The 13,966-nt window shown below is 39.4% G+C and carries 11 protein-coding genes and 2 tRNA genes; 4 read left to right on the forward strand and 9 right to left on the reverse strand.

Going from position 1 to position 13,966, the window contains the following annotated elements:
* Positions 1-18 precede the first annotated feature (18 nt).
* Positions 19-510 carry a VOC family protein gene (locus I6F66_RS00100; RefSeq protein WP_007580948.1) on the forward strand — a complete coding sequence of 164 codons (492 nt, stop codon included), beginning with the start codon at positions 19-21 and terminating at the stop codon, positions 508-510.
* A gap of 108 nt (positions 511-618) precedes the next feature.
* On the opposite strand, the gene I6F66_RS00105 is transcribed toward I6F66_RS00100, so the two are convergent.
* The 8 genes from I6F66_RS00105 to I6F66_RS00140 form a co-directional block, all read right to left on the reverse strand.
* Positions 619-2,520, reverse strand: a complete 1,902-nt coding sequence (locus tag I6F66_RS00105; RefSeq protein WP_197208426.1) for a SurA N-terminal domain-containing protein — start codon at positions 2,518-2,520, stop codon at positions 619-621.
* Positions 2,521-2,691: 171 nt separating this feature from the next.
* Positions 2,692-2,982, reverse strand: coding sequence for an HU family DNA-binding protein (locus I6F66_RS00110; RefSeq protein WP_157823336.1), 291 nt, complete (start codon positions 2,980-2,982; stop codon positions 2,692-2,694).
* A gap of 183 nt (positions 2,983-3,165) precedes the next feature.
* Positions 3,166-5,535 carry an endopeptidase La gene (lon, locus tag I6F66_RS00115; protein ID WP_165741432.1) on the reverse strand — a complete coding sequence of 790 codons (2,370 nt, stop codon included), beginning with the start codon at positions 5,533-5,535 and terminating at the stop codon, positions 3,166-3,168.
* 151 nt (positions 5,536-5,686) lie between these two features.
* Positions 5,687-6,970: an ATP-dependent protease ATP-binding subunit ClpX gene (gene clpX, locus I6F66_RS00120; protein WP_002958344.1), complete on the reverse strand. Its 1,284-nt coding sequence runs from the start codon at positions 6,968-6,970 to the stop codon at positions 5,687-5,689.
* A gap of 135 nt (positions 6,971-7,105) precedes the next feature.
* Positions 7,106-7,723, reverse strand: a complete 618-nt coding sequence (clpP, locus tag I6F66_RS00125) for an ATP-dependent Clp endopeptidase proteolytic subunit ClpP (RefSeq protein ID WP_007580937.1) — start codon at positions 7,721-7,723, stop codon at positions 7,106-7,108.
* A 164-nt stretch (positions 7,724-7,887) separates the two neighbouring features.
* Positions 7,888-9,192, reverse strand: coding sequence for a trigger factor (gene tig, locus I6F66_RS00130; protein ID WP_007580935.1), 1,305 nt, complete (start codon positions 9,190-9,192; stop codon positions 7,888-7,890).
* A 378-nt stretch (positions 9,193-9,570) separates the two neighbouring features.
* A tRNA-Pro gene (locus tag I6F66_RS00135) sits at positions 9,571-9,647 on the reverse strand.
* A gap of 70 nt (positions 9,648-9,717) precedes the next feature.
* Positions 9,718-9,794 (reverse strand) — tRNA-Pro (locus tag I6F66_RS00140).
* A 352-nt stretch (positions 9,795-10,146) separates the two neighbouring features.
* Between I6F66_RS00140 and folD the strand changes: the two genes are divergently transcribed.
* Positions 10,147-11,001 (forward strand): bifunctional methylenetetrahydrofolate dehydrogenase/methenyltetrahydrofolate cyclohydrolase FolD, encoded by an 855-nt coding sequence (gene folD / locus I6F66_RS00145; protein ID WP_002958348.1) that lies wholly within the window; start codon positions 10,147-10,149, stop codon positions 10,999-11,001.
* A gap of 71 nt (positions 11,002-11,072) precedes the next feature.
* Here folD and cysS read toward each other — a convergent pair whose 3' ends face one another.
* Positions 11,073-12,452, reverse strand: a complete 1,380-nt coding sequence (cysS, locus tag I6F66_RS00150; RefSeq protein WP_197118723.1) for a cysteine--tRNA ligase — start codon at positions 12,450-12,452, stop codon at positions 11,073-11,075.
* Positions 12,453-12,607: 155 nt separating this feature from the next.
* Here cysS and I6F66_RS00155 point away from each other — a divergent pair, with 155 nt between their 5' ends.
* Both I6F66_RS00155 and I6F66_RS00160 read left to right on the forward strand, forming a co-directional pair.
* Complete coding sequence (locus tag I6F66_RS00155; protein WP_197208428.1) at positions 12,608-13,099, forward strand: peptidylprolyl isomerase; 492 nt, start codon at positions 12,608-12,610, stop codon at positions 13,097-13,099.
* Positions 13,100-13,186: 87 nt separating this feature from the next.
* Entirely contained in the window at positions 13,187-13,924 is a 738-nt protein-coding gene (locus I6F66_RS00160) for a UDP-2,3-diacylglucosamine diphosphatase (RefSeq protein ID WP_007580929.1), read from the forward strand.
* Positions 13,925-13,966 lie beyond the last annotated feature (42 nt).

Genomic DNA, 13,966 nt, shown 5'->3' on the forward strand with positions numbered 1-13,966 from the left:
AAACCATAAAGAGGATCTATGCTAAAAAAAACATTACTCACAGGCATTTCATCATTAGCGTTACTACTGCTATCAACAACCTCAATAGCTGACGAAAACTCTACCTCTAAAAGTTGGGTTGGTGGCGTTGATCATTTAGGTTTAACCGTATCAAACTTAAATGCATCCAAAGCATTTTTTACTGATGTACTTGGTTTTAAAACGCTAGGAAGTGATCCAACCTACCCCGCTTATTTTTTATCAAACAATAAAATAACCATTACATTATGGCGCGTAAAAAATGATGAAAAACGTGTGGAGTTTAATCGGGCAGAAAATGTGGGCTTACACCATTTAGCACTCAGTGTAGAAAGTATCAAAAAGTTAAGCGAGCTACATACACACTTAGAAATGCAAAATAATATTACTATAGAGTTTGCACCAGAAAACTTAGGTAAAGGTCCAACCCAACATATGATGATAAGAGAGCCTAGCGGCAATCGGATTGAGTTTATTGCCAGAGGTAATTAATACCAATCCGCAATAATACTTAATTAAGCGAATTGGTAATATACCAACTTTATTTAAGACAATAAAAAAGGCGCTTTAAAAGCGCCTTTCTTTATGAGCTAAAATTAATTATTCAACAGTTTGTGTAGCCGTTGGTAAGTTAAGTTCAGCATTGGCTTTAAGCGCTTCAATAAATACCATGTAGTTTTTATTAGCTTGCGCCATAGTAATGCTTTGTTTTGCTTGAGGGTCAATATTAGCTGCAACTTGTGCATCTGTTACCGACTTAAGCGCAACAATTGCTGCATCACCATTATTTAAATTAACAAGCTCAACTACTGCCGAATCTGCTGGGTGAGCCATCTTAAATGCTTGAGTCACAATAGCAGGTGAAACAGTGTAGCTTTGACGCGTTAACTGCGCTTCTTGGCGAACCGTTAAACTTTGTTCGTTTGCTACATCGTTTAAGCTCTTACCTGCTTGTACTTCCGCAAATAAGCTACGCGCTTTTTCTTTAGCAAGCTCAGATGATTTTTCGTTAACTAAACGCGCTTTAATTTGCTCGCTTACTTCATCCAGTGGTTTAGTCGCAGCAGGTTTATGCTCGTTAATACGAACAATAATTGCGTGCTCTTCACCCAGTTCAATAACTTCAGAGTTTACTTTATCTTCAAGTAAATCAACTGATGTTAGTGCTGTTACAACTGCAGGACTGTTTAACGGCTCTGGTAAAGCATTAAGTGCTAAAAGAGGTGTAGATTTAACTTCTACTTCAGCAACTTCTGCAGCGTCGTCTAAGCGGTCTGAAATTTCAAATGCAAGTGCACCCATCTCAGTTTGCTTTTCGTAAAACGCATCTACTTTTTCAGCTTGTTCTAGTTCAGCACGTAAGTCAGCTTTAACATCATCATAGGCTTTAACTTGTTGTGGTTGAATATCTGTCAGTTTAATTATGTGATAACCAAACTCAGAAGCAACAACTTCAGAAATATCACCTTTGTTTTGAAGTGCGAAAGTCGCGTCTTCAAATGCAGGGTCCATTACGTCACGTTCTATCCATTCAAGATCGCCGCCCATTTCGCCACTAACGATATCGTCAGATGATGATTCTGCTAACTCAGCAAAGTCTGCACCTTGCTCTAGTTGAACGTGAAGTGCATTAGCTTTTTCTTTTGCTGCGTCATCGTCTTCACTGTTATCAATTAAGATATGTGATACGCGACGCTTTTCTGGCTCAACGTATTGTGCTTTATTTTGCTCGTAATACGCTTTAACGTCATCCTCGGTTACCGATTCAACATTAATATCTGCTGCTTTAAGCTCAATGTAACTTACCGAAATAAGCTCTGGGGACAAAAATTGTGATGCGTTTAGGTCGTAGTAATCAGACACTTCTTGATCTGATACTTCAACGTTCGCGGTAAGCGCTTCTTTGTTTACTACTACATAATCAATACTACGAGTTTGCTGCTGTAGAGCAATTGCGCTTTTAAGCTCGCTCTCTAGTGCAAAGTCTGTACCTGCAACAGCTGATACTACTTGGCTGCGTGTCATATCTTTACGTAAGTATTCACGAAAAGCATCTGGTTGAAAGTTCATTTGACGAATTACTTGTAAGTAACGGTCGTTATTAAATTTTTCACCAATTTGAAAGTACGGTAGTTCTAAAATTGTTTTACGTACACTTTCATCACTTACGCGAAGGCCTAAATCAGCCGCTAGCTGTGATTGCAATTCTTGTTGTACTAAGCGGTCAACTACACCTTGGCGAATTTGCGCCATGTAATTTGGATCAGCAGCAATTTGTGTAAAGTATTCACCAAATTGTTGCTCTAAACGGCTACGTTCATTTTGGTAAGCACGGTTAAAATCGGTTTGACTAATTTTAATTCCATTTACTTCAGCAACGGGTTGTTCTGTGGTTTGACCTAAGTAACTACCAATCCCTGCTAAGGCAAAAGATAAAATCACCGCGCCTAAAATTATTTTGGCTACAGGTCCTTGCGAACCTTCTCTGATTTTCTCAAGCATTTGTTTATCTCTTTTTGATCAAGGTATTTTACCTTGTCACATGTAAAAAAAGCGTATCTTACCAGATACGCTTTTTCACTTGAAGTAACTGGCGGTAAAGTTACTTAATTCATCTGTTGTGGTGAATCAGTAACTTTACACTCGCCATAACTAATGTGTTTAAAACAGTGATTAGTTTACTGCGTCTTTAAGCGCTTTACCGGCTTTAAAAGCAGGAATAGTTGCAGCAGCAATTTGGATTGTTTCACCAGTTTGCGGGTTACGGCCTGAACGTGCAGCACGGTCACGTACTGAGAAAGTACCAAAACCAACAAGTGCAACTGAGTCGCCTTCTTTTAGCGCGCCAGATACAGATTCGATGAATGAATCTAGTGCACGACCTGCAGCCGCTTTAGAAATGTCAGCATCAGCTGCGATTTGATCGATTAATTGAGATTTATTCACAATATCATCCTCTTTCATTGTTATTATCAAGAGCGATGGTTTTTTAAACTAACATCACTGTTTTGAAAATTTTAGAGCAAACTTTTAATGCTCACATGATTATATTTTTCTTAAGCCTACGCCCCATAAGGGCTATGCTTGAAAACCAGTGCTTAACTTATCATACCGTTTAGATTTGAAAAGCCCTAAAAAGCACTTTTTTTAGCTTTTTTCTTGGTTTTTAGGTGTTTCGACCGAAAAACTCTCAACAGGATGCACTAAAGCAAGCTTTAACACCTCGTCAATCCACGTAACTGGGTGAATATCCAAGCCTGCCAGTACGTTTTCTGGGATCTCTTTTAAGTCACGTTCGTTAATTTTTGGAATGATGACTGTTTTAATTCCACCACGATGCGCTGCCAATAATTTCTCTTTTAAGCCACCAATAGGAAGTACTTCACCACGTAGCGTAATTTCACCGGTCATTGCAACATCTGCGCGTACAGGATTACCTGTTAAACTAGATACAAGACCCGTTACCATTGCTGCGCCCGCACTTGGACCATCTTTTGGTGTAGCGCCCTCAGGTACGTGTACGTGAATGTCACGTTTTTCGTAAAAGTCGCTATTAATACGAAATGTATCTGCACGATTACGTACTACCGTCATTGCCGCTTGAATCGACTCTTGCATTACATCGCCCAGTGAACCGGTATAAGTTAACTTGCCTTTACCTGGTACAGCTGCACATTCGATTGTTAGCAAATCACCGCCAACTTCTGTCCATGCTAAGCCTGTAACTTGACCAATGCGGTCGCCATCTTCAGCTTTACCATAGTCAAAGCGTTGTACACCTAAAAAGTCTTCTAGGTTATCTTGATTGATAGTTACTGTTTTAGTGTCTTTTTCAATTAAGATATTTTTAACTGCTTTACGGCATAATTTTGAAATTTCGCGCTCTAGGTTACGTACACCCGCTTCACGTGTGTAGTAACGGATAATGCCAATAATTGCACTATCATCAATTACAATCTCATGCTCTTTTAAGCCATTGCGCTTAACTTGCTTGGTGATTAAGTGTTCTTTTGCAATGTTTAGCTTTTCATCTTCGGTGTAACCCGATAAGCGAATAACTTCCATACGATCCAATAATGGGCCTGGGATGTTAAAGCTATTTGATGTAGCTACAAACATAACATCAGATAAATCGTAATCTACTTCGAGGTAGTGATCGGCAAAGTGACTGTTTTGCTCAGGATCAAGCACTTCTAATAGTGCTGATGCTGGATCGCCACGCATGTCTGATGACATTTTATCGATTTCATCTAACAAAAATAATGGATTTTTAACGCCCACTTTTGTCATGTTTTGAATTAGCTTACCTGGCATTGAACCAATGTATGTACGACGATGACCACGGATCTCAGCTTCATCACGTACGCCGCCAAGCGCCATACGAACATACTTACGACCAGTTGAACGCGCTATAGATTGCCCAAGTGATGTTTTACCAACACCTGGTGGCCCAACTAAACATAAAATTGGCCCTTTAAGCTTATTAGTACGCTGTTGTACTGCGAGATACTCAATAATGCGTTCTTTTACTTTATCTAAGCCGTGGTGATCGCTATCAAGAATTTTTTGCGCGCCCGCTAAGTCTTTTTTCACTTTAGAGCGTTTTTTCCATGGCACATTAATTAATGTATCAATGTATGAACGCACTACAGTCGCTTCTGCAGACATTGGCGACATCATCTTAAGCTTATTAAGCTCTGTCGTCGCTTTGTCTTGTGCCTCTGCTGGCATACCCGATTCTTCGATGCGTTTTTTAAGTGCTTCAAATTCATCAGGTACATCGTCAAGCTCACCCAGCTCTTTTTGAATGGCTTTCATTTGCTCATTGAGGTAATACTCGCGCTGAGACTTTTCCATCTGCTTTTTAACGCGGGTACGAATTTTCTTCTCAACTTGCAGTAAGTCTATTTCGCCTTCCATTAATGCCATTAAATATTCAAGACGTTCTGTAACGCTTGAAATTTCGAGCACTTTTTGCTTTTCAGGTACTTTAAGCGGCATATGGGCTGCCATTGTATCGGCAAGGCGTGCTGGCTCATCAATACCTGAAACTGAAGTTAGTACTTCAGGTGGAATTTTTTTGTTTAGCTTTACATAGCCTTCAAACTGGCTAATTGCGCTACGAATAAAAATATCTTGTTCTTTCTCATCTACCGAATCAGATTCAATAAATTGAGCATTAGCAACAAAAAAGTCATCGTTATCTACAAATTCTTCAATTTGTGCGCGCTGTGTACCTTCAACTAAAACTTTAACTGTACCGTCTGGTAATTTTAATAACTGAAGTACAGTGGCAATAGTACCGATACGATAAATATCATCTTGCTCTGGTTCATCTACAGTTGCATCTTTTTGTGCAACCAAGAAAATTTGTTTGTCTTTGTCCATTGCCGCTTCTAGGCATTTTATTGATTTTTCACGGCCAACAAAAAGCGGGATCACCATGTGCGGGTATACCACAACATCGCGCAGTGCAAGGACTGGGATTTCGACTCGGTCGGTTCTCTCAAGCGTCATTATAGTTTCTCTTCGCACTTCATTTATTTTAAAGATTACTCAAGTATATGGGGATAACCTAATTAAAGTTCAACAATTTTCCCATACTCGATTAAATTAATTATAAAAAAAGGAGCCTAAGGCTCCTTTTTTCATTCAAATAGCTTAAAAACTATTCTGATGCAGCTTTATCTTGTTTATTATTTTCATAAATCAAGATTGGGTCTGACTCACCTTTAATAACGGTTTCATCAATAACCACTTTGCTTACGTCATCCATTGAAGGAAGTTCGTACATAGTATCAAGTAACACACCTTCAACGATTGAACGAAGACCACGTGCACCTGTTTTACGCTCCATTGCTTTGTGGGCAATCGCAGCTAAGGCATCATCGCGAAACTCAAGTTCAACGTCTTCCATACCAAACAATACTGAGAACTGTTTAGTAATCGCGTTTTTAGGTTCACTCAATATTTGCACAAGAGCAGCTTCGTCAAGTTCTGTTAACGTAGCAACTACTGGCAAACGACCTATAAACTCAGGAATTAAGCCGTATTTAACTAAATCTTCTGGTTCTACGTCTTTAAAAGTTTCACTTAAAGAACGACTCGCCGCAGATTCTTTTACGCTAACGCCAAAACCGATACCGGTATTTTTATGGCTACGTTGCTCAATTACTTTATCTAGGCCTGAAAATGCACCACCACAAATAAACAAGATTTTAGACGTATCTACTTGTAAAAACTCTTGTTGTGGATGTTTACGACCACCTTGCGGTGGAACAGAAGCAACGGTGCCTTCAATCAGTTTAAGTAGCGCCTGTTGAACGCCCTCACCCGATACATCACGTGTAATTGACGGGTTATCTGATTTACGAGAAATTTTGTCAATTTCATCAATGTAAACAATGCCACGTTGCGCTTTTTCAACATCGTAATCGCATTTTTGTAAAAGCTTTTGAATGATGTTTTCAACATCTTCACCTACATAACCTGCTTCGGTTAATGTAGTGGCATCGGCCATAGTAAACGGCACATCAAGTAGACGCGCTAATGTTTCTGCAAGTAATGTTTTACCACTACCTGTTGGGCCGATAAGCAAAATATTACTTTTACTTAATTCAATGTCTTGCTTAGTCGATTGGTTACGTAGGCGTTTATAATGGTTATAAACGGCAACAGACAATACTTTTTTAGCATGATCTTGACCAATAACATAATCATCTAAGTGTTTACGAATTTCTTTTGGTACAGGTAGTTTGTCAGACGTATCATGCTTAGGAGCAATGTCTTTGATCTCTTCCCTGATAATATCGTTACACAACTCTACACATTCATCACAAACGTATACTGAAGGGCCTGCAATTAATTTACGCACTTCATGTTGGCTTTTGCCACAAAAAGAGCAGTATAACAATTTATTACTTTTGTCGCCGTCTGTAGGAGTGTCAGACATTCAGCTACCTCATTTTATTACGTTGGCCACCAAAACTGTTGGCGGCTATTTCAATACGCTTTAACTATACCAAAATTTATTGGTTTTCGCATAGTAACTCAAAGTGGCAAACAGGCAATCCTGTTCGCCAAGCGCTTACTTTTTGTCGCGATTTGTAAACACAGAGTCTACCAAGCCGTAATCTACAGCTTGCGTGGCACTCATAAAGTTATCACGATCTGTGTCTTTAGAGATAATATCTAATGGTTGGCCTGTATGCTCAGCCATTAAGCGGTTAAGCTTATCTTTAATAGACAGAATTTCTTTAGCATGTATTTCAAAGTCAGATGCTTGACCTTGGAAACCACCTAATGGTTGGTGAATCATCACACGTGAGTTTGGTAGGCAAAAACGCTTACCTTTAGCGCCAGCAGTAAGTAAAAAAGCACCCATGCTTGCAGCTTGACCTACACATATTGTACTTACATCTGGTTTGATGAAGTTCATTGTGTCGTAAATAGCCATACCCGCAGTTACTGAACCACCTGGTGAGTTGATGTATAAAAAGATATCTTTATCAGGATTTTCTGATTCTAAAAATAGCATTTGCGCTAAAATCAGATTTGCCATGTTGTCTTCAACTTGACCTGTTAAAAAGATAATACGCTCTTTTAATAATCTCGAATAAATATCATACGAGCGCTCGCCTTTCGGTGTTTGTTCAACAACCATTGGGACCAATGCATTTAGGGGATCTGTAATACCAGTATTCATACTTATTTAATTCCTTATGCGCTTATACTTATCCTTATTATAAGGAAGCATAGTTATCGTTTTTCGCAAATTTAGAGCCAAAAACTAAAATGGCCCGGGCACGCTGTATAAACAGAGTAGCACGAGCCATTTAATCGTTAGCGAGAGCTTAAGTCAATGACTTATTAAGCACCTTGCTGTGGATTCATGATGTCATCAAATGCTTTTTCAACATCAGTAACAACTGCTTTAGCTAAAATAGCTTCAACAGCTTGCTCTTCCATTGCTACATTACGCATTTGCTGCATAAGTTGATCATTACCTTTGTAGTATTCTACTACTTCAGTTGGATCTTCGTATGCAGAAGCTACCGTTGCGATTAATGCTTCAACTTTAGCGTCATCAACTTTAATCTCGTTAGCTTTAATCACTTCACCTAATAAAAGGCCAGTTTTAACACGTGTTACAGCTTGCTCGTGGAACAATTCAGCTGGAAGCTCTGGCATGTTTTGAGCGTCGCCGCCAAAACGTTGAGCTGCTTGCTGACGTAGAGCATCAACTTCTTGATCAACAAGTGCTTTAGGCACTTCGATTTCGTTGTTAGCTAAAAGACCTTTGATTGCTTGGTCTTTAACGCTTGCTTTAACCGCTTGGTCTAGCTCACGTGTCATGTTCTTTTTAACTTCTTCTTTAAGCGCGTCTACGCCGCCTTCGGTAACACCGAATTTAGTTGCAAACTCTTCGCTTAATTCTGGTAATTCTTGCGCTTCAACTTTTTTCACTGTGATAGTGAATTGAGCCGCTTTACCTTTTAAGTTTTCAGCGTGGTAATCATCAGGGAAAGTTACATCAGCAACTACTTCTTCGCCTGCTTTTTTACCTACGATGTTATCTTCAAAACCTGGGATCATACGACCTTGGCCAAGTTCTAATGGGAAGTCTTCAGCTTTGCCGCCTTCAAATACTTCACCGTCGATAGTACCTACGAAATCAACTGTTACACGGTCGTTTTCGCCAGCAGCTGCATCAACATCAGCCCACGCTGCGTGTTGCTTACGAAGTGTTTCTAGCATGTTAGCTAAATCTTCGTCAGTCACTGTTACCGCTGGTTTCTCAACAGTAATTTTATCTAAACCTTGAACTTCAACTTCAGGGTAAACTTCAAACGTTGCTGAGAATTCTAAATCTTTACCTGCTTCAAGTGATTTAGGTGCGAATGTAGGCGCGCCAGCTGGATTGATTTTTTCAGAAACGATTGCTTCAATGTAATTACGTTGCATTACTTCGCCAGCAACTTCTTGACGAACTGCAGGGCCAAAACGCTTGTTAATTACAGATACTGGAACTTTACCAGCACGGAAACCATCTATACGCTGTGTTTTTGACAGTTGTTGTAGGCGTTTTTTTACTTCGGTCTCAACGTTCTCTGAAGGAACGGTGATAGTTATACGGCGCTCAAGGCCTTGGGTCGTCTCAACAGAAACTTGCATGATTTACCTCAATATTCAATTTTGGCGACTGTTCGCCTTCCTTTACAAACAAAGTGATCTGCATGAGTCTTGATAAAGTTTAAGCGGTTTTTCACACTTAAAAGCATCCGTCGCTACCATGAGATACCATTGCTGCTTTGCCCTTCGGGCACTATGTTAAACAATAGACGCGGCATTATAACCTAATATTTATGATAGTCGAGTATAGGGGGCAATTATTTGGACTAGATAAGGGACTATAGAGACTAACTGAATAAAAAACAGGCTAACTAGGCATTGAATGGATTAAAGTAGAAATTATTTAATAGAATTATAGGCTAACAGATTTAGATTTATAACTTAGAGGAATTTACTTATTATTCTTATTAGATAAGAAAATGGTCGGCGATGCAGGATTTGAACCTGCGACCCCTTGGACCCAAACCAAGTGCGCTACCAAACTGCGCTAATCGCCGACATTGAAGAGTTAACTTCTTTTTTCATACTGAACACTTAAACTGAGAGTTTAAGACCATTTTAAGAAAATGGTCGGCGATGCAGGATTTGAACCTGCGACCCCTTGGACCCAAACCAAGTGCGCTACCAAACTGCGCTAATCGCCGAAACTTATTATTGTTAGCGAGTGACCTCGTTGACAACGGGGTGCATAATAGTGATTTGACGGGGTTAGGTCAAACGTTTTTTTAATAAAACCAATCAAGTGCTCATTTTTAGTGCACAATGGTTAAATATTACAATAGTAGGCTGAAATTTAAACTATTTAATAACTCAAATGTTATATACATTAAAAGCAACTTGGCGCTGCTATGCTTTTCTGCGAAAATGGTAGGCACATTATAAAACGAGTTAAATAAAGAGTATGTTTTCTTTATTAGCATTTTTACCCCTATTTTATTATGCATTCGTTTTTAGAGTATCGGTATCTAGTTAATTAACCCCAATTAAAGGTCACCCATGACGGCAAACATCATTGATGGTAAGGCAATCGCAAAACAAGTACGTAGCGCTGTAGCAGAACGCGTAAGTGAACGTGTAGCAAATGGTTTACGTGCACCAGGACTTGCAGTAGTACTTGTAGGACTTGATCCAGCAAGCCAAGTTTATGTTGGTTCAAAACGTAAAGCCTGTGAAGAAGTAGGTTTTATCTCCAAATCATTTGATTTACCAGCAGACACGCAAGAGCAAACTCTTTTAGATTTAATTGACGAGCTAAATAATGATGCCGAAGTTGATGGAATTTTAGTGCAGTTACCACTGCCAAAAGGTCTTGATGCTGAAAAGATTTTAGAACGCATTACCCCACATAAAGATGTTGATGGATTTCATCCATATAACATTGGTCGATTAGCACAGCGTATGCCTGCCCTTCGCCCATGTACCCCTAAAGGTATTATTACATTACTTGATTCAACGGGTGTACGTTATAAAGGGATGCATGCAGTTGTCGTTGGCGCGTCAAATATTGTTGGTCGTCCAATGTCGCTAGAGCTTTTATTAGCGGGTTGTACTACCACAGTATGCCATAAGTTTACTCAAGACTTAGAAACGCATGTTCGCCGCGCTGACTTATTAGTTGTGGCTGTAGGTAAACCTGAATTTATACCTGGAGATTGGATAAAAGAAGGCGCTATCGTTATCGATGTGGGTATTAACCGTTTAGATACGGGTAAATTAGTTGGTGATGTTCAATACAGTGTGGCTGAACAAAAAGCGCATTTTATTACACCTGTACCAGGTGGCGTTGGCCCGATGACGGTCGCTAGCTTAATTGAAAACACACTTGAAGCGTGTGAGAAATATCACAGCTAAGCTGTTAAAAAATTAAAAAGGGTTGCCATTTGGCAACCCTTTTTTAGTTTAACGTGTATTATTTTAAACGCTTATGCTTTACGCCACGTTGTTTTACCGGCTGAATCTTCAAGTATTACACCTAACGCATTAAGCGCATCACGTGCTTCATCAGCAGCAGCCCAGTTTTTACTCGCACGTGCTTCATTACGTTTTACAATTAATGCTTCAATTGTCGCAACTTCATCGTCATCTTGTCCGCCTTGTAAAAAAGCCTCCGGTGCTTGTTGAGCAACCCCTAGCACTTCACCAAGGCTGCGCAGTATAAACGCTAATTTGCCAGCTTGACCTGCATCAGTGTCTTTCACGCGGTTTAACTCTTTAGCAAGTTCGAACAACACAGGTAGTGCTTCTGGTGTATTAAAGTCGTCATTCATTGCTTTTCTAAATTTAGCAACAAACTCATTGCCTTCTAAATCACACTCTACAGGTTCTACATCACGAAGCGCTGTATAAATACGTTCAAGTGATGAACGCGCTTGGTCTAAATTTTCTTGCGAGTAATTTAGTTGGCTGCGGTAATGGCCTGAAATTAAAAAGTAACGAACAGATTCAGGATCGTATGCTTTTAAAACTTCACGTACAGTAAAAAAGTTATCTAACGATTTAGACATTTTTTCTTTGTTTACTTGCACCATGCCAGTATGAATCCATGTATTCACATACTTGCCGTTATTGGCACAGCACGATTGCGCAATTTCATTTTCATGATGTGGAAACTGTAAGTCAGAACCCCCACCGTGAATATCAAAATGTTCACCTAGATGCTTTGAGCTCATTGCCGAACATTCGATATGCCAACCCGGTCGCCCTTCACCCCAAGGTGATGACCATGATGGCTCACCTGCTTTTGCTTTTTTCCATAAAACAAAATCAAGTGGATCGTCTTTGTCTTGCGCTACTTCAACGCGAGAACCTGATTGCAGCATCGTTAAATCTTGCTGAGAAAGCGCACCGTATTGCTCAAACGTTGATACATCAAACAATACATCGCCGTCGGCAGCAACATAAGCATGACCCTTTTCAATCAAACGTTTAACCATAACGATAATTTCGTCCATATGGCTTGTAACTGTTGGCTCTACGTCAGGGCGCAGCATGTTTAAGCTATCAAAATCTTCATGCATTGCTTTAGTCATGCGCACAGTTAAGTCGTTTATTGACTCGCCATTTTCGTTCGCACGTTTAATTATTTTATCGTCGATATCTGTAATGTTACGCACATATTTTAAATCGTAACCAATATGACGTAAGTAGCGCACAATAACGTCAAAACCAACAAAAGTACGTGCGTGTCCAATATGACAGTAATCATAAATGGTGATACCACACACATACATGTCGATTTTTCCTTCGACCATAGGTTTAAATTGCTCTTTTTGTCGCGTGAGTGTGTTGTATATATTTACCATTTACTTTGAGTCCTTGACTATTTACTTGAACAGTTATGTTACCACTTGAAAAGCCCCTGCTCTAGCGCTTTATAACAAACCAAACATCTACTTTGTTAATCTTAGCCAACTACGATAAAATAGCGCCAATATTTAAACCGGATATAGGAAAACACATGGTTGTTCTACACACTAATTTTGGTGACATCACCATTAAAATGTTTGAGAAAGAAGCTCCAAACACAGTTAAAAACTTTTTAGAGTATGCAAATGCTGATTTTTTCAACGGCACTATATTTCATCGTGTAATCGATGGTTTTATGGTTCAAGGCGGTGGTTTTGTTCCAGGTATGGAACAAAAAGACGTAAACGACCCAATTCAGAATGAAGCTAATAACGGCCTGTCTAATAAAGTAGGCACTTTAGCTATGGCACGTACACCTGATCCTCATTCAGCTACAGCACAGTTTTTCATTAACGTGAACAACAACGACTTTTTAAACCACAGCAGCGAAACATCGCAAGGTTGGGGTTATTGTGTTTTTGCTGAAGTAGTAGAAGGCATGGACATTGTAAATAAGATTAAAGCAGTTACAACAGGTAGTACTGGTTTTCACCAAGACGTACCTCTTGAAGATGTGATCATCGAAAGCGTTACTGTTAACTAGTAACGTTTACTCATATTATGTGAGTATATAAGCGGGTGTGTACTATTAGTATATGCCCGTTTTTTTAAAACTAGAATAGACTGACCTATGACTCGCCAAACTTACTTTATTGCAGATTTACACCTAAGCGAAAACCGCCCCGACATTAGCGCTGCATTTTTTGACTTTTTAAATACACATATATTAAATAAAGATGTAGATGCACTTTATATTTTGGGTGATTTTTTTGAAGTATGGGTTGGAGATGACTACATTACTGCACTGAGTGCCGATGTAGCAAAACATTTAAGCGCCGTTAATGATGGTGGCACACCTGTTTATTTTATACATGGCAATCGTGATTTCATTATGCGCAAGCAATATGCCGACATGGCCGCAATGACATTACTCGATGAACAAACAGTCATTGATTTATATGGCACGCCTACCGTTATTTTACATGGCGACGAAATGTGCACTCAAGACACTGAATATCAAAACTTTCGTAAAAAGAGCCGTGGTTGGTGGTGGCCAAAATTGATGCTTGCAATGCCGCTTTGGTATCGTAAAAAAATAGCGCGTAATGCCCGCGAAAAAAGTAAGTTAAGCCAAGCTGATAAACCTATCGAAATTTTAGACGTTGTCGATGAGGCTGTACTTGCCACCTTTGCCAAACATAACGTTACGAATATGATTCATGGTCATACTCACCGCCCTAATGTTCATACGTATAAAGTTAATGAACAAACACTTACTCGCACAGTGCTAGGTGACTGGTATACCCAAGGCTCTTATTTAGTCGTTACCCCTCAATCACAAGAATTAATTAGCACGCCTTTCGCATAATTTAAAATTCTGACTATTATTTATCTATATATATGAATAATA

It is taken from the genome of Pseudoalteromonas sp. NZS100_1 (assembly GCF_015864285.1).
Classification (GTDB): domain Bacteria; phylum Pseudomonadota; class Gammaproteobacteria; order Enterobacterales; family Alteromonadaceae; genus Pseudoalteromonas; species Pseudoalteromonas arctica.

What these genes read in the sequence shown, in the direction of transcription:
- I6F66_RS00100 (WP_007580948.1), top strand. Translation starts at nt 19, where the DNA reads ATGCTAAAAAAAACATTACTCACAGGCATTTCATCATTAGCGTTACTA.
- I6F66_RS00105 (WP_197208426.1), bottom strand. Translation starts at nt 2,520, where the DNA reads ATGCTTGAGAAAATCAGAGAAGGTTCGCAAGGACCTGTAGCCAAAATA.
- I6F66_RS00110 (WP_157823336.1), bottom strand. Translation starts at nt 2,982, where the DNA reads ATGAAAGAGGATGATATTGTGAATAAATCTCAATTAATCGATCAAATC.
- lon (WP_165741432.1), bottom strand. Translation starts at nt 5,535, where the DNA reads ATGACGCTTGAGAGAACCGACCGAGTCGAAATCCCAGTCCTTGCACTG.
- clpX (WP_002958344.1), bottom strand. Translation starts at nt 6,970, where the DNA reads ATGTCTGACACTCCTACAGACGGCGACAAAAGTAATAAATTGTTATAC.
- clpP (WP_007580937.1), bottom strand. Translation starts at nt 7,723, where the DNA reads ATGAATACTGGTATTACAGATCCCCTAAATGCATTGGTCCCAATGGTT.
- tig (WP_007580935.1), bottom strand. Translation starts at nt 9,192, where the DNA reads ATGCAAGTTTCTGTTGAGACGACCCAAGGCCTTGAGCGCCGTATAACT.
- folD (WP_002958348.1), top strand. Translation starts at nt 10,147, where the DNA reads ATGACGGCAAACATCATTGATGGTAAGGCAATCGCAAAACAAGTACGT.
- cysS (WP_197118723.1), bottom strand. Translation starts at nt 12,452, where the DNA reads ATGGTAAATATATACAACACACTCACGCGACAAAAAGAGCAATTTAAA.
- I6F66_RS00155 (WP_197208428.1), top strand. Translation starts at nt 12,608, where the DNA reads ATGGTTGTTCTACACACTAATTTTGGTGACATCACCATTAAAATGTTT.
- I6F66_RS00160 (WP_007580929.1), top strand. Translation starts at nt 13,187, where the DNA reads ATGACTCGCCAAACTTACTTTATTGCAGATTTACACCTAAGCGAAAAC.